Raw genomic sequence first — 25,574 nt, forward strand, 5'->3', positions numbered from 1 at the left:
CCAAAAAAACGCGCGTGTTGGGAGTTCGAATCTCTCCACCCCTGCCATAATTAAGAAGGCTCTAGTCGAAAGACTAGGGCCTTTTTGCATTCTCAGCCCTTTCTGTTCTTCCGGCTTGTACGCTAATTGGGTCTCGGGATGAGCTGGGTAATTATGTCTATGATTAGAACGCTCTATAAGCTATCTCAGCATAAGATTAGACCCGGAATGAGGGTTGATATCACCTTTATCGCTCCAGCGGCTGGAGAGCGCATTTTTGTGCGTCAGATGAAAGGGCCTTTTCCATTTCCTCTCTGTTCCTTTTCGGTGATCGAATCTGATCTGCCTGATCAGTCAGTGATTCCCGTTATTCCCTTGAATCCAATTCCTAAGCTTGATCTTAATAATGCAGAGTTAATTGATTTTGTATTTGAGTGGGAGGGTATGAGCAAAGATAATATTCCAGCTCCATTAGTGACACCTGTAACCTTTTAAATTTCAAACTTTGTTTGATTTAAGATGCTATGAATTTTGGTCGATTATTTATCGATGATCGATACAATATCAACCAGAAAATAGTTTTTGGGGGAGTTATGGGTCAGCTTTCTATTCTTGGTTTTATCGCAGTGGGGGGTGCCTTTGGTGCTTGTTCGCGTTATTTGATATCTGAGTTATGTATCATGCTGTTTGGTCGAGGCTTTCCATACGGTACGCTAACCGTTAATGTGGTGGGTTCTTTTATAATGGGCTTGCTGATTGCAGCGTTTGAGAACGAGCTTCTTGCACCAGAGCCATGGAGACAGATTATCGGTCTTGGCTTCTTAGGTGCCTTGACTACGTTTTCTACTTTTTCGATGGATAACGTTTTACTCATGCAGCAAGGCGCATTTTTCAAGATGGGACTGAACGTGTTGCTCAATGTCGCGTTGAGTATCTCTGCTGCTTGGGTAGGATTTCATCTACTGGTCAAAAGTTCGTAGTGATTTTTTGTTCATTTTTTTAACAATTTTTGTACAGGTCGGCTTGGTTTAACCAAGCCGATTTTATATACTCGCTTTACTTGTCGGAGTGCCATAAGGCTGAGACCGTTAATTCGGGATCCGTTGAACCTGATCAGATTAGTATCTGCGAAGGGAACAAGAGAAGATACCTTAACCAGTATCAAACTGGTTAATATCAAATATCGATTCTGTAAACAGTCATACTTTTAGCACTGTTTTCGATACCTCTTGTCGCATCTTTCCGCCAAGCATTTTTATCCAAAATCTTTTTATCTAGAATAACAAGCAAGGAAAAATGCTATGTCGAGTCGCAAACAAGCGAGACTGGAAGCTAAACAATTCATCGATACGTTGTCTGTTCAACCGTATCCTAATTCACAAAAAGTGTACGTAGAGGGCACTCGTCCTGACATTCAGGTCCCTATGCGAGAAATCACGCTGTCTGATAGTCTAATCGGTGGCACTAAAGAATCCCCCATCTTTGAGCCTAATGAACCTGTACGCGTCTATGACACTTCCGGTGTCTATACCGATCCAAACCACAAAATAGATCTGTATAACGGACTCCCTAAGCTTAGAGAAACTTGGATTGAAGAGCGTAGCGATACTGAAATTCTTGACGATGTCAGTTCGATTTACACTAAGCAGCGATTGGCAGACGAAACGTTAGATGACCTTCGTTACGGCAATCTACCAAGAGTTCGACGCGCTAAAGTCGGTCACTGTGTGACTCAACTGCACTACGCCCGTAAAGGATTAATTACTCCTGAGATGGAGTACATCGCTTTGCGCGAGAATATGGGACGCGCCAAGTATCGTGATGAAGTGCTTAATCAACAACATCCTGGTCAAAGTTTCGGTGCCAACTTGCCCAAAGACATTACCGCTGAGTTTGTTCGTAATGAAGTTGCTCATGGACGCGCAATAATCCCATCTAATATCAACCATCCAGAGTCTGAACCTATGATTATTGGCCGAAACTTTCTAGTTAAGGTCAACGCTAATATCGGCAATTCATCGGTTACATCGTCTATCGAGGAGGAGGTTGAGAAGTTGGTGTGGGCCACTCGTTGGGGGGGCGATACGGTTATGGATCTCTCAACAGGGCGCAATATACACGAAACACGAGAGTGGATATTGCGTAACAGTCCAGTGCCAATTGGTACGGTTCCTATGTATCAGGCTCTTGAAAAAGTGAACGGTATTGCCGAAAACCTTAACTGGGAGGTGATGCGTGATACGCTAATCGAACAAGCGGAGCAAGGTGTTGATTACTTTACTATTCATGCCGGACTTCTTCTTCGATATGTGCCAATGACGGCCAAACGAGTAACAGGTATCGTTTCGCGGGGCGGTTCCATTATTGCCAAATGGTGTTTAGCTCATCATCAAGAAAGCTTCCTCTACACGAACTTTAGCGAGATATGCGAGATCTGCGCGAAGTATGATGTCGCACTATCGTTAGGTGATGGTCTTCGCCCAGGCTCAGTTGCTGATGCTAATGATGAAGCTCAGTTTGCTGAGCTACGCACGCTTGGTGAACTCACCAAGATAGCTTGGGAATACGATGTTCAGGTCATTATTGAGGGGCCAGGCCATGTCCCAATGCATATGATCAAGGAGAATATGGATCAGCAGCTAGAACACTGTCATGAAGCCCCTTTTTATACACTTGGTCCGCTCACAACTGATATTGCTCCAGGCTACGACCACATTACCTCTGGTATTGGAGCTGCGATGATAGGTTGGTATGGCTGCGCAATGCTTTGTTATGTGACGCCAAAAGAGCATCTTGGTTTGCCTAACAAAGAAGATGTTAAAACCGGGATGATTACCTACAAGCTTGCTGCACATGCGGCAGATTTAGCGAAAGGGCATCCTGGTGCCCAGGTTCGTGATAATGCTTTGTCAAAAGCTCGCTTTGAGTTCCGTTGGGAGGATCAATTTAACCTAGCGCTAGACCCAGATACAGCGCGTGCTTTCCACGATGAGACTCTGCCACAAGAGTCGGGCAAAGTTGCTCATTTCTGTTCAATGTGTGGTCCTAAGTTCTGTTCTATGAAGATCTCACAGGAAGTTCGTGAGTATGCTAAAGACACCGAACAGGTGGCAGCAGATCAAGCTATATCGATAAAAATGCTCGATGACCCGCTGGAAGGAATGCGTCAAAAATCGGCAGAATTTCGTTCTACAGGTTCAGAGTTGTACCATCCTGCTGTTCAGCCAGAGGTAGCAGAGTAGTGATGAAAATCCTTATACCTGCGTCATGTATTGCAATGACGGGGAATGTTCAGCAATGTCTGTTGTTGGCTAGAGAACAAGGATTTGATATCGAGTGTATTGAGTTGGGCGTTAGCCCAACTCTACATTTCCAACTTGTTCGCGACCAACATATCACTCACATCAGTACAGACTTAATATCTAAGCATGATGGTCAGGTGCTTCTAGATTACGTGCTTTACTATCATGGTTCGATTGATATTGAGAGATATCTAGAGCAACCCAAGAATTCTATTTATATCGATGTAGAAGATGCTGAGCAAGGCGATGTAAGTTGCATTCTGTCGCAGTTCGATATCTGGAGGCATCCAGACACAGGGGAGGTGCGAGCACTTTCCGCTGCGCCTTCGCTCTTGTTTCATCCCAAAGCGCATTTTGTGTGGGTGCTGACACTACTTGCTCTGGACTTTCCTATTGAAGATGCACTGACATTAGCCCGAGCAATGTTGGCTTCCTGTGATGATGTTTCACGTGAAACACTTTCCAATCCAAGGATGGGGTTCAACAAAACATGGCCAAGTTCCTATGCTCATTTTCCTGTACCTGTTTTAACTGATTCACGACTTGGTATTGATGTGAATTGGTCGACTGCAAATCAAGCCTTATCTTTTCCATCGTTATCGAAGTTAGCGTTGGGTCTATATCCTGTTGTTAACAGTGTTGAATGGATCGAGCGTTTACTTGAGTTAGGCGTGAAGACGATTCAGCTACGAATTAAAGATCCACATCGGCATGATTTAGAGCAGCAAATAGAAAGAGCTGTAGCGCTTGGTCGCCAGTACCACGCTCAGGTGTTTATCAATGACTATTGGCAGCTGGCGATAAAGCACTGTGCCTTCGGTGTTCATCTTGGACAAGAAGATATAGAGCAGTCCAACCTCGATCTACTGAGAGAAGCTGGAGTATGTCTTGGGCTGTCGACACATGGGTATTATGAGTTGCTACGTATAGCGCAGATTTATCCGAGTTACATCGCCTTAGGGCATATATTCCCAACAACCACAAAGCAAATGCCTTCATTACCACAAGGATTGGTTCGGTTGGCTCTATACCAGCAATTGATCGATACCATTCCTTATCATGGGAACCAAGGACTTCCTACCGTAGCGATTGGTGGTATTGATCAAACAAATGCGCATCAAGTTTGGCAGTGTGGGGTTTCCAGTCTCGCGGTAGTCAGAGCAATCACTGAAGCTGACTCAATAGAGCAGGCTATAGAGTTTTTTCAACAAGTAATGAGTAAGCACAGCGTTCGAGACAAAAACAATTCAGAGGAACTTACACATGCTAAGTGATGAAGAATTTGTTAGATATCAGCGCCAAATCGCCTTACCTGAGTTTGCTGAACTAGGGCAGCTGGCGTTATCAGAAGCACACGTATTAATCATCGGTTGTGGTGGATTAGGCAGTGCTGCGAGTCTATACCTATCCGGCGCAGGGGTAGGAAAGATAGTGATTGTCGATGATGATGTGGTTGATCCGAGTAACTTGCATCGTCAAGTCATATATCGGGAGCAGGACGTCAATAGACCAAAGGTCATTGCGACTCAAACGCAAATTAGAGCGTTGAATTCTAACGTTGCTATTAGAGCGATCAATAGACGACTAGATAGTCGGCAATTGAGTCTCGAGGTCATGCTTGCTGATGTCGTTTTGGATTGTAGCGACAACATGACGACTCGACAGATGACCAATCAAGCTTGTATTGAACAGCGCAAACCTCTGATCACGGCCGCGGCAATAGGATGGAAAGGTCAGTTTTCCGTATTCGATTATCGTAATTCCGACTCCGAAAATGGCTGTTATCGCTGTTTGTTCCCGTTCGATGAGCTAACACATCCGGTTAGATGCAGCGAGAGCGGAGTGCTGGGTCCTGTTGTTGGCACAATGGGTAACTATCAAGCCATCGCGGCAATTCAGCTTTTAGTTACCGGCAAGTTTCACTTTCAGCCCGCAACCTTACATCTATTTGATGGGTTAAAGCTTGCTTGGCAAACCTTATCGATAAACAGAGATAGTCAATGTTCTGCTTGTGGGTCGTTAAGTCAGACTAAAGTTTCAGAGGTGCAAATATGAGTACATCAAATAAAGTTTCGGTGTCGTCTAATTCGCTAGATAGTACCAGTAGTTCGACGATAACCATTGAGATCAATTCAATTCCACAGCTTGTACCTTTTGGCTGTAACCTAGAAAACATAGTGACCCAGTTTGCCATTACGGATTCTGGGTACGTATTTGCGATCAATAATCAGGTTGTGCCACGCAGTGACTGGAGCAATACCATTCTCATTGAGGGAGACAGCATCTCTCTATTTCAAGCTATAGCAGGGGGCTGAATCAATGCTTAAAATTGCCGACAAAAAATTTAGCTCTCGTCTGTTTACCGGAACAGGGAAGTTCGCCAATAGTGAGTTGATGGTAAAAGCCATTGAGGCATCTGGCTCTGAGTTAGCCACTATGGCTCTTAAGCGTGTTGATGTTAACGATAAGCAAGATAATATCTTGCAGCCACTTATCAATGCAGGTGTTAACTTACTTCCGAACACCTCTGGTGCAAAAACCGCAAAGGACGCAATCTTCGCAGCTCATTTAGCGAGGGAAGCGTTAGCAACCAACTGGCTTAAGTTGGAAATCCATCCTGATCCTAAGTACCTAATGCCAGACCCAATAGAGACGCTGCTTGCAGCAGAACAACTGGTTAAAGATGGTTTTATCGTTCTACCTTATTGCCATGCTGATCCGGTGTTATGTAAGCGCTTAGAGGAAGTAGGGTGCGCTGCTGTTATGCCTCTTGGAGCGCCAATCGGCAGCAACAAAGGTGTTGTGTCGCGCGACTTTCTTGAGATCATTATTGACCAAGCGAATGTCCCCGTTGTTGTCGATGCTGGTATTGGTGCACCATCTCATGCTGCACTCGCGATGGAAATGGGTGCAGATGCCGTGCTTGTCAACACAGCGATTGCGGCATCTACTCATCCTGTAGAGATGGCGATAGCATTCAAATTGGCCGTCGAATCTGGTCGCATGGCATTTGAAGCAGGACTCGCAGGAAAAGCAAACCATGCGATTGCATCTAGTCCTCTCACATCATTTCTCGATCAACTGTCGTAAACAGCAGTGAGGAGAGCGAATGAGTTTTGTTGAACAGTACAAAAAATACAATTGGCATGATATTTCGATGTCGATCTATGCCAAAACCGCCAAAGACGTTGAGAATGCTTTGGCTAAGAGCCGGCGAGACTTGGAAGATTTTAAAGCGCTAATCTCTCCAGCAGCAGAGCCCTATCTTGAGCAAATGGCCCAACTGTCATATTCAGCGACACGTACACGCTTTGGTAACACGATGTCGCTCTATATACCGCTCTATCTTTCAAACTTATGTGCCAACGCTTGTACCTATTGTGGATTTTCTATGGAGAATCGCATTAAACGTCGCACATTGAATAAGCCAGAAATCGAGGCAGAAGTCGAGGCGATAAAGCGTATGAAGTTTGACAATGTGCTGCTGGTAACTGGTGAGCATGAGACTAAGGTAGGCATGAACTACTTTAGGGAGATGGTTCCACTAATAAAGCAGCGCTTTAACTACTTAGCTATGGAGGTTCAGCCATTACAGGAGCATCAATACGCAGAGCTTAAAACACTCGGTTTGGATGCGGTCATGGTCTATCAGGAAACTTATAACGCTTCCACTTATGCCAAACATCATTTGCGTGGCAATAAAATGGATTTTGACTTTAGGTTGGATACGCCAGATAGATTAGCTAAGGCTGGTATCGACAAAATTGGTATCGGAGCTCTAATTGGTTTGGATGAGTGGCGCACTGATTGTTTTTACGTTGCAGCACATCTCGACTATCTCGAACGGACGTATTGGCAATCACGTTACTCAATTTCTTTTCCTCGGCTGCGACCATGTGAGGGGGGAGAAAGCTCCGTTGTACCGAAATCTGTTATGAGCGATAAACAGTTAGTCCAGCTTATTTGCGCATATCGATTGCTCAATCCAGAAGTTGAGTTGTCACTTTCTACCAGAGAGTCACCTCAGTTTAGAGATAATGTTTTATCACTAGGTATTACGAGTATGTCAGCGGCGTCAAAAACTCAGCCTGGGGGATACGCTTCAAATGACGCGGAGCTTGAACAGTTTGAGATCAGTGATGAGAGAGGCGCGGATTTAATTGAAGCAATGATTAGGTCGAAAGGTTTAGATCCGGTGTGGCGAGATTGGCATTGTGCATATTCTGGTTAGAGTGTTTCACGTGAAACATCGACATAGAATTGATGAATAATAATAGGCTCTCCGGTCGGAGAGCCTTTTTATAAGTATAAGAACTTACTCTATGAATGGGTAAGAGGCTGAGTCGCGTTCTTTAGCCACTCTTTGACATCACCTTCGACCAGTGGGCTGATATCATTCCACACTTTTTGGTGGTAGTCGTTTAGCCACGCGAGTTCTGGACGTGTCAGCATATCAACATTGATGTTTCTGATATCAATTGGGCAACGTGTTAGCGATTCAAAGCTGAGTACAGGGAAGTCGCCTTTAGTCGGTGTTTCGACAACAAGCTCTAGGTTCTCAATTCGGATACCGAATGCATCAGCGCGGTAGTAACCTGGCTCATTAGACAAAACCATACCTTGAGTGAGAGGCACATCAATTTGCTTTTTAGATATGCTAGCGGGTCCTTCATGAACACTGAGGAAATGCCCCACGCCGTGTCCGGTACCGTGGTCATAGTCGTAGCCTTCGGCCCATAAGTGCTGACGAGCTAGAGTATCAATCTGGTATCCTCGAGTACCTTTAGGGAAACGAGCGCGAGCGACACCAATGTGACCTTTTAATGCAAGCGTGAACTGCTTAATCATTTCGTCGCTAGGTTTTCCGATAGCAATGGTACGCGTGATGTCTGTGGTGCCATCTAGATATTGACCGCCAGAATCAACCAAGTAAAGACTGTCTAGTTGAAGTACTCCAGGCTCAGGTTGATTCTCATGGTTGTAGTGACACATTGCGGCATTGCTGCCAGCTGCGGAAATAGTGTCAAAGCTAAGATCCATAAGTGTCGGGTCTTGTTTTCTAAATTGCTCAAGTTTGTCAGACAGTAGCGCCTCATTGTGAAGATTTCCCGTCGCTACTTCTGAATCTAGCCAACTCAAGAACTTACACATCGCAACGCCATCTCTAACGTGGCAAGCTTTCATGCCTGAAATTTCGACGTCGTTTTTCGATGCTTTAGGCATTAGACAAGGATCGGCGGCATTGATGACTGACGCACCGCTATTTTGCAGAACCAGTTTGAACCAAGCATTGCTGGTCGCTGGATCGAGTAGCACTTTTTTACCCGCAAGCGCTTCGATCTGTGCCTTGAGTGAATCTGGGTGATGGACGGTTACACCATTACCAACGTGTTCAGAGAAGTTGCTAGGTAGACGTGCTGGGTCAAGGAAGAATTCGACACTCGCATCGTCATGGAGAATCGCGTGAGATAGCAAAACAGGCAAGCGTGAGACATCAAGACCACGTACGTTTAATAACCAGCAAATTGAGTCCAATGCGGTTATCACAGCGGCGTGACCTCCTGCCTTTGCAACCAAATGAGCGATCTCTTGACGCTTACTCTCACTAGATTGACCAACAGCTTCTGTCGCCATCAGTCTTACATCCGAAATGACGGGGGCAGGACGATCATGCCACAACTGGTCAATCGGGTTGCTTTGCAAAATATTGAGCTCCAGCTTTCCTGCAAGTTTTGCTTGAGCTGAATCTAACCAAGCTGAGTTGTGCATACGTGGGTCGATCGCGACTGAACATCCTATTTCAAGATGTTCGAGTATCCAATCAAGAGCAGGCTCTTCAATTAAGTGGCGATATTCGAACAACGTTGATGGGACCTGTTTAGTTACTTGAACCGTGTAGCGACCATCAACAAAAATAGCGGCATTGTGTTGAGTAATGACAGCAACACCGGCAGAACCTGTAAATCCAGTCAGCCAGTGGAGACGCTCATTGTGAGCGGGGACGTATTCGCCAAGGTATTCGTCTTCATGTGGAACAAGCAGGGCGTCTAAATTATTCTGTGCGAGCCAATCGCGAATAGCAGCCAAACGCTGTTCTGTAGTCATAAGCATCTGTGGTAATCCTTCATTATTGTCTAGTTGTCCGTGTCAACGTTTAAGCGTGCAGTTGGACGATGAGAATAAGCTACTCTTTTTACCGTCAGGCTGCAAATTATCTAAGAGCAGTGGTTTTATCCCGAATGATTTGTCGTAGCCAAGATAATGCTGGGTCATTTTCTCTATCACGGTGCCAGAACAGCGTATATGCCATTGGAGGAAATTCCATCGGTAAAGGTAGGACAGTCAAGTCTAGCTGCTTTGAGGCTAGCTTTACAAAATGACTCGGTGCGGTAAATACGAAGTCTGTGTAAGAACATAAGCTTGCCGCACTGTTAAAGTCAGGTACGGTAATCGCGATATCGCGCTCTTTGCCGATGTCGGCTAATCGATAGTCGAGTAACCATCTTTCGTTGCCGTCACAGCGAACTTGAACGTGGCGCTGAGCCAAAAAGTTATCGAGATTCCAAACTTGCCCCAGAGCAGGATGCTCTTTTCGGACTAAACACATTTGGTTATCACGGTATATTTCCTGCTCGCAAATATCGCTAGGTGGCAGCATAGTGAGTTTTGCATCATTGATGTCGATATCTTTCCCTGTAATGCCTAAGTCAATTTCTCCCCGCTGTATTTGACGAAATGTGTCGTCAGACCAAGCATGAGTACTGATAGTGACGCCCGGTGCGCGGTTAAATATCTGGGGAAGGAAGTGGGGTAAGATCAGTGGGTAGACACTTTCAACAGCGGCAATCTGGTAGCGATAATCACTCGAGCTAGGCGAAAACTCTTCTGGTTGTGTTAGCTGTTCTAATTGATTTATTAGTATCTCGAGTTTGGGTTTAAGAAACAGCGCTTTAGGTGTTGGTTTTAGGCCATGGGCGTGACGCACGAACAGAGGGTCATCAAACTGTGCCCTAAGCTTGGCAAGATTCTTACTGACAGCAGATTGGCTAAGACACAATCGGTGTGCTGCGCGAGTAACGTTAAGTTCTTCAATTAAAACACGTAAACAGACCAGTAAATTCAGATCAAGACGAGCAAGTTTCTCTATATTCATTAGAAATTCTCAGGAGGAATAACTTTGATGACAATACGTCATTAGCAGGCATATCTAGTTTAGCCTACTATAAAAGCAATTTCATCATGCGCAGCGGAGATACAAGTGCAGACGGCAACCTCACCCAACCCAACCAAGCAACAGCTAATGCTTCTTACATTACTTGTTCTGTTTAGCCCCTTGGCTATTGATATTTATCTGCCTGCACTGCCATTAATTTCGTCAACGTTCCACGTGGAACATGCGTTAGCGCAAGATACGATTACTTGGTTCTTGTTTGCTATGGGCGTCGGTCAGCTATTTGCAGGTCCCTTAGCGGACAAACTAGGACGTCGAACTGTTGCATTGGGAGGAGTAAGCATCTATGCGGTCAGTGCTTTATTGGCGTGGAGCGCTCAAAATATCGAGTGGATGCTGGTCTCTCGTTTGCTACAAGGCTTAGGCGCGTGTGCGACATCGGTAGCAGCCTTTGCAACAGTTCGCGACATCTTTGGTCCACAAAAAAGTGGCAAAATGATTAGTTACTTAAATGGTGCAATCTGCTTTATCCCTGCGCTTGCCCCAATACTCGGTAGTTGGTTAACACAGCAGTTTGGTTGGCGATCGAATTTTAGCTTTATGGCCGGCTTTGCGGCAGTCGTATTAGTGATGCTATGGATTGGGTTAAAAGAGACGAACCCGCAAATGAGTAAAGAGCCGGTATTCAAACTCAATCGCTATCTTGATGTTGTGCGTTCACCGTCATTCTTGTTTCATGCAACTCTGTGTATGTTAGCGATGGCGGTCATTCTCGGCTATGTAACATCGGCACCCGTAGTACTGATGGAGAATCTTGGCCTTAGTATGAATGAGTTCACCATGTGGTTTGGTATTAATGCGGCAATCAATATTGTGGCGTGTATGAGTGCGCCAAAATTTATGGATAGATTTGGAACGCATATGGCACTGACTGTCGGCATTGTAACTTTGGCAATTGCTGGTGTGGTGATGATGCTTCTGCAAGGTCAAGCGACAGCGATGGCGTTTATGCTACCAATCTTTATGTCTTCGATTGGTTTTGCATGGATTCTTGGCGCGGCCGCTGGTAAAGCGCTTGCCCCATTTGGCGATAAAGCGGGTACAGCAGCAGCACTGCTAGGGCTTTTTCAAATGAGTGGTTCGGGTTTAGTCGTCGGTACCGTACAGCGCCTAGGTATGGAACCACAAATTATGATCGCAACCTTAATGCTTATTGTCACACCTGCACTTGCTATTCTATGGTCTAGAACTGGCCGTTACTGGCACCATGCGGTGGCGTAATCTTACGAGATGCGCTTTGATAATTAAATGAAACGTTGTATATTTGTGCTTCTTTATATCGGTATGTGTGGATAAATCGCTACGATGTCAATGACAACCTATGAGATGGCTCGAGTTCTGGAACAATTGGAAGATTCTCCAGAAAAAATAATGTTTGGTAAATTGTTGAGTGAATTGGGCAACCAAAGTGGCGAGCGCATCCGTAGTGCGGCGAAACAGGTTCCGCTTCCTATTCTTCGAGATATGGTGTACCAGTTTCAACAGGTGATTGAGTCACGCAAAGGTGAGCAGGTCGAATCACTGGCTAAGCAGATTGCAGATCAAGGTATTTCTGTTGAAGACCTTAAGAGTTACCTTGCCTCAAAGTAATAAGATCAAAAATTGATAAAACTCGCTTCGGCGAGTTTTTTTATGGGTTAACGTTTCGGTTGATTGGGTTTTGTAGCGAGATCAAAGTCTCGGTAGATTGAACTTCATCAATGGCTTGTAGCTTATCAATCAGAACATACTGCAACTCTTCGATAGAGCGGCACATTAATTTTACGAAAATGTTGTAGGCACCTGTGGTGTAGTACGCTTCAACCACTTCTTCTAACGCATTCAGTTTTTCAAGTGCGGAGTGATAATCTCGAGCCGCATTAAGATTGATACCGATAAAACAACACACGTCATACCCCAACTTTTTGGTATCAACGATTACTTCGGTTCCTTGTATGATATCAGCCGATTTCATCTTCTCGATACGCACGTGAATGGTTGCAGGGCTTACTTCAAACTGCTTGGCCATTTCCGCATAAGGAGTACGTGCATCTTCCATAAGGGTTTTTAGGATTGCCTTATCTAGATCATCCAGTTTGATGTTGTTAGCCTGCATGTAACCCCTTGTAATTCACGTAAATGTTACGACCTTAGTACAAACCATCACCAGTGGTGATACAATAGTAGATATAATTTTTTGGTTCTGAGACACATTTTAGTGCGTTTTTGTCTATTCCTTCTAGCGATAATTTTGAGTTCGTTTTCCCAAGCGCATGAGCAAGACGTGCTGGTTGTGCATTCATACCACCAGGGCTTTTTTTGGACTGACGCTTTTCAAAGTGGTTTAGACAGCCAATTGAAGGGCTCTAGCATCCCAATACGGGTTCTCTACCTCGATAGCAAGCGTATACAAAGTGATACTTACTTTGAACGTTTGTACCAACTGTACAAAACCAAATTCGAACAAGAGACATTTAGAGCGATCATTGTTAGTGATAACAACGCATTAGCATTAATGAATCGACTAGCCAGTGAATTAGGCGATATACCGGTTATTTTTGGTGGTATCAACAACTACACCCCGAATCTCCATGAGAACCTAAATGCGACAGGGATTGCTGAAGATATCGACATCTATAGCAACATCTCTCTCATCGAGCGAATTCAACCGCAAGTAAATCTCATTCATATCGTTAGCGATCACTCGGTCAGTGGCACGGGGATTCGAAAACAGGTTGGGATGTTTCTTGCTAATTACCCCCATTATCGAGATCGCATTGTTTCCTACATTCCAGACACTTATGAGCAGCTTCTTGAACATGTGTCTAAGTTAAATCGCCGAGATAGCATTCTCTTCTCGATCTATGATCGTGAGATTGACGGCCAACTTGTCGCAGAGCACCACAAATGGAAACGACTTAATGAGGTATCAAAAGCGCCAGTTTATATGGTGCACGATCTTGCACTGGGCTATGGTGCCGTTGGGGGTGTGGTTCAAAGTGGCTTTCAGCATGGACAACAAGCGGCCAACCTTTTAGTTGGTGCTTTAAGTAACCCTGCTGAGCCTTTGCCAAGCGTCAAACTGGGTACTCCTGACATCAAGCTTGACTACCAAGCGATGATGAAATGGGGTTTGGGAGCCGAAGGTGAATCGGACTCTGCACTGTTCAATAAACCGCAGAATTTTGCCGATAGGTATGCCAAAGAACTTAAAGTGGTCGGCAGTCTGACTGTCTTCCTATCAATCGTCATCATGGTGCTGATTTACTATTTGAGTCGCATAAAACGTAGTGAACAGATGGCGAAAGAGAGTCAGACATTGATCGAAATGGTGTTTGACCAAAGTTATCATTTTATCGGTGTTTTAGACGCTGATGGTTGCATTACATCGAGCAATAGTAAGCTTCAGGAGCTTCTATACCATCAGGACTTTAGTGTCGATAGACCTATTTGGCAGCACCGACATTGGGAAGCAGAGGCAGCAAAGCAGTTACAGGAGTTTTTCAGACAAACATCCAATGACTCTGTTACGCAGTTTGAAGCTGAGATTTGGCATGCTGAACATGGTTCTATGGTTTTGGAAGTCGCGCTTAAACCTATTCCTTCTCCCCAAGGAGGCAAACAATTTTTACTTGAAGCTCGTGATATAACGACAAGGAAAATCACCGAAGAACGTCTTTATCAAAGAGAAGCGAATCTAAGTCACTACTATGATCAGCAACCAGTAATGATGTTGACGTTGGATGAGCAGAATCGTGTTCAACAAGTTAACCAATTTGCCGAACAACTGCTTGGTTATAAGTCGGATCAGATTTTGGGTCATCGTCTAAGAGAATTCTATTTTAATCAGGATGAACTCATTCCTAGACAAGTATTATTGCAACCTAAGCAGGCGATAAAGGGTGTGTGGCGACGTGATATCGAATATCGACATGCCGACGGTCATACCGTCTGGGTTAGGGAAAATATTAGACCCTTGGTTGAATCTGGACACATTCTGATTGTCGGGGAAGATGTAACTGAAACGCGCACATTGTCAGAACAGCTTCAGTATCAAGCGCAACATGATTTGCTTACTGGAACCTACAGCCGCAACTATTTTGAGAGAGAACTAGAGAAGGCTCTGAGTGAAGTAGCAAGTTATACCCGCACTCATGCCATGCTGTACATCGATCTCGATCAGCTCAAAGTTCTCAATGATACTGCTGGACATGAGGCTGGTGACGCTGCAATTCAGTTTTGTGCCAGCATGTTGGAAGAGGTATTACCATACAACAGCATCTTGGCTCGTATGGGAGGAGATGAGTTTGCTATCTTGCTAAGGGATTGCACAGAACTAGATGTTAAGAAAGTAGCCGACACTATTATTACCACTCTCAGTGAGCATGCCTTTGTTTGGGAAGATATCCGTCTTAATCTCAACTGTTCTATTGGTATTCGCTTAATTGACCATACAGCGTCTTCTCCGCAAATGGTCCATGCTCAAGCGGATACAGCCTGTCACGTTGCCAAAGAAGAGGGCAGGAATCGCTACAGCATGTACTGTCTCGACGATAAGGAATTGCGTCGTCGGGAGCAGGAAATGGAGAGCGTCAATCTGGTTCATGAAGCGTTGGCGAACCAGCGCATCGAACTGTTTGCCCAGCGAATACTTGATTTAACAGGTGAAGAGCAGGGCATGCATTTCGAAATTCTAATTCGAATTAAAAACGCCGATGGGGAGTATATCTCTCCAGGCATCTTCATGCCGGCATCAGAGCGATACAATATTGCTCACCTTCTTGATAAACAGGTTGTGACACAAGCACTAGATTGGCTGTCTGCGCACCCTGAAGCACTCAAGGAACTCAGTACCTGTGCGATCAATCTTTCTGGTCACTCAATGGGCAACAAAGAGTTTATTGCTTTCTTGCTGGATAAACTGACGCAATCAGATGTGCCTTGCGACAAAATCTGCTTAGAGATCACCGAAACCGCCGCCATGAGTAATATGAATCAAGCGATAGAGTTTTTTACGCAGTTAAAAGCTTTGGGTTGCCAAATCGCTCTCGATGACTTTGGCTCAGGTCTATCGTCATTCGGATATCTGAAGAAGCTACCCGTCGATATCGTCAAGATTGACGGAATATTTGTTCGAGATATCGATGTGAATGAAATGGACCACCTAATGGTGCGTTCGATCAATGATTTGGCACGTCAGATGGGCAAAAAAACGGTTGCTGAATTTGTCGAGAATACCCACATCATTGAACAACTTATGGAGTTGGGCGTAGATTATGCTCAGGGATACATCATTGGCAAACCTAAGCCACTGCGGGAGTTAGTGGAAGAGCTAATGGCGATAGAGAAAACTTAGTACCCTTATTGAAAATCCAGTACACTGCGCACTCTTATCGTAACAACATTTTGGAGCACTTCGTGCAACTACAACTTCAATGCGAAGACCAGACTCAAACTGAGCGGTTTGTAGAGCTTACTCAACGCTGGGGATTGACTCACAGTGATGACAGTCAGTTTGCTTTAGTTCTGACTGAGCATCGGCTTGAGTTGCGTAAACTCGATGAGCCCAAACTTGGTGCGATATATGTGGATTTAGCGGGTGGTGCAGTGGCACACCGACGTAAGTTTGGTGGTGGTAAGGGGCAAGCTATTGCTAAAGCTGCAGGGTTAAACAAAGGCAGTACACCAACCGTACTTGATGGTACGGCTGGCCTTGGCCGCGATGCGTTTGTATTGGCGTCATTAGGCTGTAAGGTTCAAATGGTTGAGCGTCATCCGGTTGTCGCAGCGCTCCTAGATGATGGCCTTGAGCGAGCTAAGCAAGACTCGGAAATCGGCGATTGGGTCAGTGAACGTATGTCATTACTTCATGCTTCGAGCCATGATGCTCTTGAACAATTGGCGGCTGATCCTAACTTTGTTCAACCTGACGTGGTGTATTTGGATCCCATGTATCCTCACCCAGAAAACAAAAAAAAGAGTGCACTGGTAAAAAAAGAGATGCGAGTTTTTCAGTCTCTAGTTGGGGCAGACCTCGACGCTGATGGTTTATTAGAACCTGCCTTAGCCCTTGCAGCTAAAAGGGTTGTAGTGAAAAGACCGGACTACGCAAACTGGCTGAATGATAAGAAACCAGCGATGGCGATTGAAACGAAAAAGAACCGATTTGATGTTTATGTCAATGCATCAATGACTTAGCGAACGCTGTTTTAATTCTGCGATGTTTGCGCTTGCTTATTATTGATTAAATGGTTATATCTTACTAAGAATTATTCGTATTATTAGTTGGGGTGGTGGCGTGACTAAACGTCTTTGTAAGATGAACCGTAAACAAATCGCTGATAGCTTAGGTGAAATTCACCGCTTGGTAAGCGATACCAAGTATGTCTGCCGTTCATGTGCTCGATCTTCATCATCGAAAGCCTCGCTTTGTAAACCAGCGGCAATTCCTCCGAAATCTTGTCAAAATCAGCCTATTGAGCAACAAAAAAACTGTGCTTTACTTGCCGAAGCTTTGCCGAAGACACCTAAAGTTATCCCTTCACCAGACAAGGCTCAAGCGATTAGAAAGGTTGTTGAGCGTGTCAAAGAGAAGGTAGCACAACCTCAACCATCAATACTCAATCAGCAAACGGAAGTTATGTTGCCCAAACTGGGTAATTTACCTAGTAAGCGAGTAATTAAACGCGCGAAGAAAACACTCAAAAAATACTACAAGCAACAAAAGAAGCTGCTTAAGTTGGCCAAGAAGCAACAAAAACTGCTCAAAAAGCAGCAAAAGCTTGAGACAAAATTGCCGAATACGTTGGTCTTAGCGGCAACCATTTCGGAAATGCGGGATGTCGTAAGTGGCTCTAACATCCACTAAATGAACAATAAAAAACGCTCTCCAACAAGGAGAGCGTTTTTTATGTACGAGGCATTATAAAGAGATCACTCTAGCGCTTGATGACTTTGCTGCACTTTTCTCTTTACCCAAGTTTCATTGACCCACAATGAAAGCAAAATGATCGCACCGCCAATAGTGAGTTGAGTGACATCAACCTCTCTGTTCCAAATAACGATGTTAACGATAAGACCTGCCGGTACGAGGGCATTATTCATGATCGCAAGAGCGCCAGCATTGACCATGGTTGCGCCTTTATTCCAAGCAAAATAGCCAAGACCTGAAGCAATAAGACCCAAGTAAATCAAGACTCCCCACTGCGTGTTAGTTGTCGGCATTTTTTCGATATTACCCATAAGAGCAAAAGCGACAGTTGCAACGCATAATGCCCCTAGATAGAAGTAACCAAAGATGGTGTGTTGAGGAAGTTCTACCTGATATTTTTCCATTAGGTACTTGTAGCCAACCTGTCCAATGGCGAAACAGATATTCGCCCCTTGCACGACCAAGAAACCAACAACAAAATTCTCATTTACGCCAGCAAATTTAATAAAAGCAGCTCCAGCAACGGCGATAACGGCAGTCACGAGGTACCATGGAGAGAAGCGTCTCTTCAAGAGGTCGTAAATGATGGTCACGTAAATAGGAGTGAAGACAGTAAACAGCAGTACTTCTGGTACAGAGAGTAACAAGAAAGATTGATAGTAGAAGCAATACATCAGGCCGAGCTGGAAGCCGCCGATGACCATTAGACGAACGATTAGGCCTTTGTCGACACCTCTAAATCGTAAGAATGGCAAGAAGACGAGACTGGCCAGTGCCACTCGCATCAATACAGAAAACCAAGAATCAACCTGACCAGCAAGATAGACGCCGATCAGGCTAAAAGAGAAAGCCCACAATAAAGTGACCGCGGATAAATACCCCATAACTAAGACTCATTATCAAAAATTATCGAGCAGTTTATACCAATATTTACTATCAATCAGTCTTTAAGTGGTACTACCAACATATCAACAGGAGAACAGTTGATTAGCTGACGAGTTGAAGAGAGCAGTTTGCTCCAGAAGTCTTGGTGATGACCACAGACCACAAGGTCAATATTAAACTCATTGATTGTATCGCACAGCTCATTACTCAAATCACCACTGCCGACCAAGGTATGCTTAATCGGGTAATTGGCGTGTTCTGCCAGCTCTTGAAGTTGTTTTTGAGACGCTTCGATTGCCTGATGTTGAGTCTCTGCTAGGTTGATATCAATTAAGCCTGTGTAGAGCTCTGCGTAGTTCACATCGATATGGATAAATGAAACTACAGCATCAAGAGGCTTGGCCAGAGATACCGCTTTATCGACCAAGAGCTTGCTATCTTCCGAGAGATCAATAGCGACCAAAATATGTTGATAACTCATAGTGCTATCTCCTTGTAAGGGTGTTGATTAAAGATTAGCACCTCAGATTGATAAATTTTGTAGGAGTGATCTCAGATCCACATTTGCTAAGCAAAGTGTTAAGGTGATGAACATGATATAGTCAATTTAACTTCATAGACTTAGTAGGAGTGGTACATGCTTTCTCAAGCAATGGTTGATCAATTGAATGAGCAAATTAATCTCGAATTTTTCTCATCCAATCTATACTTACAAATGAGTGCTTGGTGTGAAGACAAAGGATTCGAAGGTGCGGCTGAATTTTTACGTAAGCACGCTGTAGAAGAAATGGAGCACATGCAACGTCTTTTCACTTACGTAAGTGAAACAGGATCAATGCCGATTCTGGGTGCTATTGAAGCACCTAAGCACGAGTTCAATAGCCTAGGAGATGTATTCCGCGAGACTTTTGAGCATGAGCAAATGATTACTGAAAAAATCAATAAGCTCGCTCATCTTGCGTTTACATCACAAGACTATTCAACGTTCAACTTCTTGCAGTGGTACGTGGCTGAGCAGCACGAGGAAGAGAAGTTATTTAAAGGGATTTTAGATAAGTTAGATCTTGTTGGTGAAGATGGTAAAGCGCTGTTCTTTATTGATAAAGATTTAGCGGCTTTGGCAAAAGAAGGTTCATCTTCAATAATGGATGCCCCTGCTGAGTAATCGGCGAAAGACACTCTAGTTTAGGTCGTCTTTTTCTCTGGGCATTTTAGAAGATGTAGGGAGGAAAAGATGATCAATGCAGACACAATTCTATTTGCATTATTGATGGTGACGCTGGTGAACATGGTTCGCTATCTTACCGCGCTGCGCTCACTCATTTACATTATGCGAGAGGCTCATCCTTTGCTTTACCAGCAAGTGGATGGCAACGGCTTCTTTACTACCCACGGTAATGTCACTAAGCAAGTTCGTTTATTTCACTACCTCAAGAGTAAAGAGTACCATCACCATCATGATGAAGTGTTTACAGGTAAGTGTGATCGAGTGCGAGAGCTGTTCATCTTGTCGACCTCTCTACTAGGTGTCACCTTGCTCGCAGCGATGATTCTCTGAGTGTTGAATTGGCATTCAAAGTAAATATCGCTAAAATAACCTTTCAAATTGCTAAGGATGTGCATAACGCACATCCTTTTTTATTGGTTTAAATGAGTAGCTATTCATGACGGAAAAGTTTGACGTTGTCATCATCGGAGCTGGCGCTGCGGGGCTAATGTGTGCGGCGGAAGCTGGGAAACGTGGCCGCAAGACATTAGTGCTCGATCATGCTAAAAAGCCAGGTCGTAAAATTCTTATTGCTGGTGGTGGTCGATGTAATTTTACTAATTACGATGTGTCAGCGAATAACTACCTGTGCCAAAACCCTCACTTCGTTAAATCGGCATTATCTCAATATACCAATTGGGATTTTATTTCCATGGTCAGCAAACATGGTATTGAGTTTGAAGAGCGCGATCATGGTCAGCTATTTTGCGTTGGTGACTACACGTCAAAAGACATAGTGAAAATGCTGCTTGCTGAATGCGATTTACCATCGATTACACAACGTTATCAGCAAGATGTTCACCAAATTGAGAAAACCGAGCATGGTTTTGTGTTGCATGCCAACACCAATGTGATTGAGTGCCAATCGTTAGTTATTGCAACGGGCGGACTTTCTATGCCTAAGCTGGGCGCGACACCGTTTGGATACAAGATTGCGGAACAGTTTGGTCTAGAGGTCATCTCAACCACAGCAGGTCTTGTGCCGTTTACTCTGCACAAAGAAGATAAAGAAGCATTTGCTGAGTTATCTGGAATTGCTGTTCCTGCTGAGATCACTGCTCAAGATGGCACAATGTTCAAGGAAGCGCTGCTATTTACTCACCGTGGATTGTCAGGTCCTTCGGTACTACAGATCTCGTCATTCTGGAAGGCAGGAGAAAAGGTGACGATTAACCTAGTGCCTGAAGCTGATATTGATGAACTGCTACAACGCTCACTTGAGAAGCACCCAAATCAGACACTGAAGAATACTCTGGCGAAGGTGCTACCTAAGCGCTTAGTTGAAGTACTCATCGATAGAAAAGTACTGCAAGATAAGCCGCTTAAACAATTTAACACCAAGCAACTTGGTGAGATCACCCATACCTTGGAAAACTGGCAGGTAATGCCTAATGGAACTGAAGGCTATCGAACCGCAGAAGTGACTCTGGGTGGCGTGGACACTAATCATCTTTCTTCAAAAACAATGGAGTGTAAGCAAATCAAAGGCTTGTACTTTATTGGCGAAGTAATGGATGTAACAGGGTGGCTCGGCGGCTATAACTTCCAGTGGTGCTGGAGCTCGGGCTTTGTGGCGGGTCAGTGGGTGTAATTTTCGTGAAGTAAATATGAATAGAGTTCACTCGTAGGTACTACACTTATCCTATAAAAAGTGAAGGGTAGCGAAGGAGTGAACTCTATGAGCCAAGAAGCACTGATATCTCGTATAAATGAATTACCTCGTATCGAAAGTGTTTTGCAAGAACTGCTCGAGATGGTTAACCGTGACTCAATCGACTTTAGTGAGCTTGCACATAAAATGGCTATGGATCAGGTGCTGCTGGCTCGTGTGTTGAGGATGGCAAACTCAGCTCAGTTTGGAGGCGTTAAAGGTACCTCCAATATTAATGATGCCATTGTTCGTATCGGTATCGGAGCCATTCGCAATCTTATCTCATCCTCTATTTTGGCTTGTAGCTTTCCAAAAATAGAAACTCTCAATATTAAAGACTACTGGGCTGGCACGTTTGAAGTGGCCACTATCGCCAGTACCATCGCAAAAGATATCAAACTCGATCCCAATGAAGCGTTCACAACGGGTATTCTGCATAACATCGGCGAGTTAATGATTCACACATTAGAACCGGAAAAAGCGGTTGCGATTAGTCAGCGTGTCGCAAATGGAGAAAATGCGGCTTTGGTGCAGAGAGAAGTGCTTGGTGTTGATGCTCAGCAGCTTGGCGCAGTATTGGCAGAAAGTTGGAAGTTTCCTAATGAGCTGGTGGATGCGATAGCCAATGTTAATCACCCTGCCAAAGCGGTTGAATCCAAACGACTCGCTTGTCTGATGTACTTAGCTCGTGATGCTCATCAGAGTTGGGACGCGATGTTTGACGAACATGAAAAGCAACGCTATTTAGCCAATAGCAAAGCGGCTCAAGCTCTGCATGTATCGCCAGAACTGGCGTCCAAAATTGATAAAGTGCGTGGTCAGGGAAGCGAACTGGCCTATCAATTGTTCTAAATAGATAGGCCAGTGATTGGTTGTGAATTTGTTAGATGGCTTGTTTGCTAACATCCTTTTTGCCAAATCTTATCTGCTGGATCACCAAGCCCACTATAATTAAGACCAACCCGATGAGAGTGGATGGATGAATCTGCTCTCCGATAATGCTTGCCAGTAGCATCAATGAGATAAAAGGTGAGGCGAAAATTAGGTTGCTAATACGCGCCGTATTTTGCGTGAGTTTCAATGCACTTAGCCATAAGACGAAAGTAACACCCATTTCAAAAAGCCCCACATAGGTCACCGCAAACCAGCCTTGAGTCGATATCTGTGTAAAGGAAAGGCCTTCATACAGGGTTAAACCAATAGCACAAGGGATTGCGACTAGGAAACCTAATAGCACGCCAACAATTGGATCCGCTTTGTTTTTGGTATTGAGAATCCAGTAGCTTGCCCACAACAGAGTCGAAAGTAGTGCTAAACCAACGCCAAGTGGGCTGTCAAAATTCAAACCGAGAACATCGCCTTGAGTGGCAATCACAATGACTCCAAGATAGCTAAAGGTACAGGCAAGCCAATCTTGCTTACGAATCTTTTGCCCTAAAAAAGCAGCGGCCATCAGAGTAAGAGTAATCGCCCAGCTGTAATTGATAGCCTGTGCTTGAGATGCGGGCAACAAATCATAGGCCTTGAACAAAATAATGTAGTAGGCAAGAGGGTTTATCAGGCCAAGTAGTATGTAGTACCAAGGGTTAGAGAGGAACGTGCTTGGTAATAGTTTGAGCTTGCCTTGAACGGTACATATGGCCAAAAGCGCAATGGCAGAGACAATGCTTGCGATGGTAAGCATTTGAATTGGAGAGAACTCTGCCAGAGTGAGTTTGAAAGCAGTGGCTACCGTTGACCAGAGTAATACAGCCGATAAACCTAATCCTAAAGCGCGACGCTCGTTCATGATGTTCCTTAATAAAACCAATGACTTGTACATCGTTAGCCATTGGTGTGGTACAGAGTGCGGAGCGCCTAGTCTAGCTGTTCGATATCTAGCCGACAAACTGGACATTTATCCAGTGGTCAAATACCATTGAAACTATCGAAATATGAAGAGTTAAATCATTATTATGCAATGGATTCTTGAGCATCAAGGCGTGCTGGTTAGTGGAATGATCAGTGCAATAACCAGTGGGTTGGTCGTTGGCTGGTGGGTCAAACAAAAAATGCGTTTTAACCAACAGCTCCTTGAACAACAAGTAGAATCGAATCAACAGTTGGCGAGTACGCAAATAGCACAACTAGAGAAGGAGCTGGCAGAAGCTCAGCAAGATCTTGATGAACTCGATGGTGAGCGTGATAGAGCGGCTCTTGAAATTAAACAATCCCACGGAAAGCTGATGGCGGTGCTTGAGAAGCTGCGTTACTTTGAAGCGGTGAAACAAGAACGCCAGCAGTACGCTGATGATTTAGATCGTCTTCGTGAACAAAAATCTCAGCTTGAAGCACAGTTGCGTGAGCAGGAAGCACGTCATGAGCAAGAGAATAAATCTAATCATGAGAAGCTACAGTTACTGGAACAAGCAGAAGAACGTTTAAAGCAGCAATTTGAATATCTTGCTAACCAGTTGTTTGACGCCAAAACCGCAAAGGTTGATCAGCAAAATCGTCAAAGCCTCGATGGTTTGCTGACGCCGCTAAGAGAGCAACTCGAAGGGTTTAAGAAACAGGTTAGTGATAGCTTCAATCAAGAAGCGAAAGAGCGCCATACCTTAGTTCATGAGCTTAAGAATCTACAACGTCTCAATGAACAGATGAGTAAGGAAGCGTTGAATCTCACTCAAGCCTTGAAAGGTGATAACAAGCAGCAGGGCAACTGGGGTGAGGTGGTACTTGCAAGGGTGTTAGCGGAATCGGGATTACGTGAAGGACATGAGTATCAGACTCAAGTCAGCTTACAGAACGAGGCTGGAAAACGCTATCAGCCAGATGTCATTGTTCATTTACCGCAGAATAAGCAAGTCGTGGTGGATTCGAAGATGGCACTGGTCGCCTACGAGCGTTACTTCAACTCGGAAACTAACCATGATAGGGAGCGTGCTTTAAGTGACCACTTACTTGCAATTCGTGCTCATATCAAAGGGTTATCCCAGAAAGACTACCATCAACTAAAAGGTATCCAGAGCTTAGATTACGTATTGATGTTCATTCCCGTCGAACCTGCTTTCCAAGTTGCGATTCAGGCAGACCCAAGCCTAGTCAAAGATGCAATGGAGCAGAACATCATTTTAGTCAGTCCGACGACCTTGTTGGTTGCTTTACGCACCATTGATAATTTATGGCGTAATGAGCGTCAAAACCAAAATGCACAAATCATTGCTGAACGGGCTAGTAAGCTCTATGACAAGCTGCGTTTGTTTGTTGACGACATGGAGAGTTTAGGTGGTGCGCTCGACAAAGCGAATCAGAATTATCAAGGGGCGATGAATAAGCTTGTTACCGGACGAGGTAATGTGATTCGTCAGGCAGAAAGCTTTAAGCAGCTCGGAGTGGAGGTGAAAAAATCCATCTCAAATGACTTAGCTCAGCTCGCACATCATGATCAATTCACAGAAAATGCAAGCTTGGATAAAAATGACTCGTTCGCTGAAAGACATACGGATGAGGATAAAGTAAACTAATCGCCCGCAGTGCTTAGGTCGTATTAATTCAATGCACTGTACGAAGAGGAATCACAATGACGGATACAAGCGTGCAATCGAATACAGCTTTAGAATCTAATGAAACCACGCATTTTGGTTTCACCACCGTAGCGAAAGAAGAGAAAGTCGCAAAAGTTGCTGAAGTTTTCCACTCTGTGGCAGCTAAGTACGACATCATGAATGACCTGATGTCAGGTGGTATCCATCGCTTATGGAAACGTTTTACGATCGACTGCAGTGGTGTTCGTCCTGGTCAGCGTGTTCTTGACCTTGGTGGTGGTACAGGTGATCTGACGGCTAAATTCTCACGTATCGTCGGCGAAAAAGGTCATGTCATTCTAGCGGATATCAATAACTCGATGCTTAACGTGGGTCGTGATAAGTTACGTGACAATGGCATTGTTGGTAATGTTCATTATGTTCAGGCTAACGCGGAAGAACTCCCTTTCCCTGACGACTATTTTGATGCAATTACAATCAGCTTCTGTTTACGTAATGTAACGGACAAAGATAAAGCACTGCGTTCCATGTACCGTGTATTAAAGCCGGGTGGTCGTCTGCTTGTGCTTGAGTTCTCTAAGCCAGTATTTGAACCTCTATCAAAGGTTTATGACAGTTACTCTTTCCATTTATTGCCAAAAATGGGTGAACTGGTGGCCAACGATGCAGAGAGTTACCGTTACCTTGCAGAGTCTATCCGTATGCACCCAGATCAAGAGACGCTAAAAGGGATGATGGACGAAGCCGGTTTTGAGCAAACCAGTTACTACAATCTGACTGGTGGCATCGTTGCGCTGCACCGTGGTTACAAATTCTAAGGTT

Annotated in this window: 24 protein-coding genes, 1 pseudogene and 1 riboswitch; of the genes and pseudogenes, 19 read left to right on the plus strand and 6 right to left on the minus strand. The window is 44.4% G+C overall.

Annotation, left to right across the window (positions count from 1 at the left end; genetic code table 11):
- Nucleotides 1-141: 141 nt before the first annotated feature.
- The 8 genes and pseudogenes from ACQEXT_RS17555 to thiH form a co-directional block, all read left to right on the plus strand.
- A pseudogene (locus tag ACQEXT_RS17555) lies at nt 142-459 on the plus strand (multicopper oxidase family protein); the annotation flags it as partial.
- 113 nt (nt 460-572) lie between these two features.
- The gene (gene crcB, locus ACQEXT_RS17560; RefSeq protein WP_138973671.1) at nt 573-959 is read left to right on the plus strand and encodes a fluoride efflux transporter CrcB; all 387 of its coding nucleotides are present in this window, start codon (nt 573-575) and stop codon (nt 957-959) included.
- Nucleotides 960-1,033: 74 nt separating this feature from the next.
- Nucleotides 1,034-1,132: riboswitch (TPP riboswitch) on the plus strand.
- A gap of 148 nt (nt 1,133-1,280) precedes the next feature.
- Nucleotides 1,281-3,221 (plus strand): phosphomethylpyrimidine synthase ThiC, encoded by a 1,941-nt coding sequence (thiC, locus tag ACQEXT_RS17565; protein ID WP_426953084.1) that lies wholly within the window; start codon nt 1,281-1,283, stop codon nt 3,219-3,221.
- Entirely contained in the window at nt 3,221-4,555 is a 1,335-nt protein-coding gene (locus ACQEXT_RS17570; RefSeq protein ID WP_426953085.1) for a thiamine phosphate synthase, read from the plus strand. The genes thiC and ACQEXT_RS17570 overlap by 1 nt, the downstream gene beginning before the upstream one ends.
- Nucleotides 4,545-5,336, plus strand: a complete 792-nt coding sequence (locus ACQEXT_RS17575; RefSeq protein ID WP_426953086.1) for a HesA/MoeB/ThiF family protein — start codon at nt 4,545-4,547, stop codon at nt 5,334-5,336. Before ACQEXT_RS17570 ends, ACQEXT_RS17575 begins: the two co-directional genes overlap by 11 nt.
- Nucleotides 5,333-5,596 carry a sulfur carrier protein ThiS gene (thiS, locus tag ACQEXT_RS17580; RefSeq protein WP_426953087.1) on the plus strand — a complete coding sequence of 88 codons (264 nt, stop codon included), beginning with the start codon at nt 5,333-5,335 and terminating at the stop codon, nt 5,594-5,596. Before ACQEXT_RS17575 ends, thiS begins: the two co-directional genes overlap by 4 nt.
- 4 nt (nt 5,597-5,600) lie before the next feature.
- Nucleotides 5,601-6,371: a thiazole synthase gene (locus tag ACQEXT_RS17585; protein WP_426953088.1), complete on the plus strand. Its 771-nt coding sequence runs from the start codon at nt 5,601-5,603 to the stop codon at nt 6,369-6,371.
- 19 nt (nt 6,372-6,390) lie between these two features.
- Complete coding sequence (gene thiH, locus ACQEXT_RS17590; protein WP_331417791.1) at nt 6,391-7,512, plus strand: 2-iminoacetate synthase ThiH; 1,122 nt, start codon at nt 6,391-6,393, stop codon at nt 7,510-7,512.
- A gap of 89 nt (nt 7,513-7,601) precedes the next feature.
- Here the strand turns inward: thiH and ACQEXT_RS17595 are convergent, their stop codons facing one another.
- Both ACQEXT_RS17595 and ACQEXT_RS17600 read right to left on the minus strand, forming a co-directional pair.
- A complete protein-coding gene (locus ACQEXT_RS17595; RefSeq protein ID WP_426953089.1) occupies nt 7,602-9,392 on the minus strand; it encodes an aminopeptidase P family protein in 1,791 nt (596 codons plus the stop codon).
- 100 nt (nt 9,393-9,492) lie between these two features.
- On the minus strand, nt 9,493-10,434 hold the full coding sequence (locus tag ACQEXT_RS17600) for a LysR substrate-binding domain-containing protein (RefSeq protein WP_138973679.1): 942 nt from the start codon (nt 10,432-10,434) through the stop codon (nt 9,493-9,495).
- 105 nt (nt 10,435-10,539) lie between these two features.
- Between ACQEXT_RS17600 and ACQEXT_RS17605 the strand changes: the two genes are divergently transcribed.
- A complete protein-coding gene (locus ACQEXT_RS17605) occupies nt 10,540-11,733 on the plus strand; it encodes a multidrug effflux MFS transporter (RefSeq protein WP_426953090.1) in 1,194 nt (397 codons plus the stop codon).
- Between the two features lie 84 nt (nt 11,734-11,817).
- Nucleotides 11,818-12,102, plus strand: a complete 285-nt coding sequence (locus ACQEXT_RS17610) for a hypothetical protein (RefSeq protein WP_138973681.1) — start codon at nt 11,818-11,820, stop codon at nt 12,100-12,102.
- Nucleotides 12,103-12,142: 40 nt separating this feature from the next.
- Here the strand turns inward: ACQEXT_RS17610 and asnC are convergent, their stop codons facing one another.
- Complete coding sequence (gene asnC / locus ACQEXT_RS17615; protein WP_138973682.1) at nt 12,143-12,607, minus strand: transcriptional regulator AsnC; 465 nt, start codon at nt 12,605-12,607, stop codon at nt 12,143-12,145.
- Nucleotides 12,608-12,709: 102 nt separating this feature from the next.
- Between asnC and ACQEXT_RS17620 the strand changes: the two genes are divergently transcribed.
- The 3 genes from ACQEXT_RS17620 to ACQEXT_RS17630 all read left to right on the plus strand — a co-directional run bounded on the left by ACQEXT_RS17620 (nt 12,710) and on the right by ACQEXT_RS17630 (nt 17,359).
- Entirely contained in the window at nt 12,710-15,847 is a 3,138-nt protein-coding gene (locus ACQEXT_RS17620) for an EAL domain-containing protein (protein WP_426953091.1), read from the plus strand.
- Between the two features lie 62 nt (nt 15,848-15,909).
- Entirely contained in the window at nt 15,910-16,689 is a 780-nt protein-coding gene (locus tag ACQEXT_RS17625) for a class I SAM-dependent methyltransferase (RefSeq protein WP_331417787.1), read from the plus strand.
- 100 nt (nt 16,690-16,789) lie between these two features.
- Nucleotides 16,790-17,359: a hypothetical protein gene (locus ACQEXT_RS17630; RefSeq protein ID WP_426953092.1), complete on the plus strand. Its 570-nt coding sequence runs from the start codon at nt 16,790-16,792 to the stop codon at nt 17,357-17,359.
- A gap of 65 nt (nt 17,360-17,424) precedes the next feature.
- Here the strand turns inward: ACQEXT_RS17630 and ACQEXT_RS17635 are convergent, their stop codons facing one another.
- Nucleotides 17,425-18,306, minus strand: coding sequence for a carboxylate/amino acid/amine transporter (locus ACQEXT_RS17635; protein WP_426953093.1), 882 nt, complete (start codon nt 18,304-18,306; stop codon nt 17,425-17,427).
- Between the two features lie 56 nt (nt 18,307-18,362).
- Nucleotides 18,363-18,788 (minus strand): universal stress protein UspA, encoded by a 426-nt coding sequence (uspA, locus tag ACQEXT_RS17640; RefSeq protein WP_269378142.1) that lies wholly within the window; start codon nt 18,786-18,788, stop codon nt 18,363-18,365.
- Nucleotides 18,789-18,944: 156 nt separating this feature from the next.
- Here uspA and ftnA point away from each other — a divergent pair, with 156 nt between their 5' ends.
- The 4 genes from ftnA (at nt 18,945) to ACQEXT_RS17660 (ending at nt 22,077) form a co-directional block, all read left to right on the plus strand.
- A complete protein-coding gene (gene ftnA / locus ACQEXT_RS17645) occupies nt 18,945-19,472 on the plus strand; it encodes a non-heme ferritin (RefSeq protein ID WP_138973687.1) in 528 nt (175 codons plus the stop codon).
- Nucleotides 19,473-19,541: 69 nt separating this feature from the next.
- Complete coding sequence (gene uspB / locus ACQEXT_RS17650; protein ID WP_269378141.1) at nt 19,542-19,865, plus strand: universal stress protein UspB; 324 nt, start codon at nt 19,542-19,544, stop codon at nt 19,863-19,865.
- Nucleotides 19,866-19,971: 106 nt separating this feature from the next.
- The gene (locus tag ACQEXT_RS17655; RefSeq protein ID WP_138973689.1) at nt 19,972-21,165 is read left to right on the plus strand and encodes an NAD(P)/FAD-dependent oxidoreductase; all 1,194 of its coding nucleotides are present in this window, start codon (nt 19,972-19,974) and stop codon (nt 21,163-21,165) included.
- Between the two features lie 87 nt (nt 21,166-21,252).
- Complete coding sequence (locus ACQEXT_RS17660; RefSeq protein WP_138973690.1) at nt 21,253-22,077, plus strand: HDOD domain-containing protein; 825 nt, start codon at nt 21,253-21,255, stop codon at nt 22,075-22,077.
- A 31-nt stretch (nt 22,078-22,108) separates the two neighbouring features.
- Here the strand turns inward: ACQEXT_RS17660 and ACQEXT_RS17665 are convergent, their stop codons facing one another.
- On the minus strand, nt 22,109-23,014 hold the full coding sequence (locus tag ACQEXT_RS17665; RefSeq protein ID WP_331427877.1) for a DMT family transporter: 906 nt from the start codon (nt 23,012-23,014) through the stop codon (nt 22,109-22,111).
- A 166-nt stretch (nt 23,015-23,180) separates the two neighbouring features.
- On the opposite strand from ACQEXT_RS17665, the gene rmuC reads away from it, so the two are divergent.
- Both rmuC and ubiE read left to right on the plus strand, forming a co-directional pair.
- Nucleotides 23,181-24,731 carry a DNA recombination protein RmuC gene (rmuC, locus tag ACQEXT_RS17670; protein WP_426953094.1) on the plus strand — a complete coding sequence of 517 codons (1,551 nt, stop codon included), beginning with the start codon at nt 23,181-23,183 and terminating at the stop codon, nt 24,729-24,731.
- Between the two features lie 56 nt (nt 24,732-24,787).
- Nucleotides 24,788-25,570 carry a bifunctional demethylmenaquinone methyltransferase/2-methoxy-6-polyprenyl-1,4-benzoquinol methylase UbiE gene (ubiE, locus tag ACQEXT_RS17675; protein ID WP_138973693.1) on the plus strand — a complete coding sequence of 261 codons (783 nt, stop codon included), beginning with the start codon at nt 24,788-24,790 and terminating at the stop codon, nt 25,568-25,570.
- Nucleotides 25,571-25,574: the final 4 nt, after the last annotated feature.

It is taken from the genome of Vibrio sp. TRT 29B02, from assembly GCF_050113655.1.
Taxonomy (GTDB): Bacteria; Pseudomonadota; Gammaproteobacteria; order Enterobacterales; family Vibrionaceae; genus Vibrio.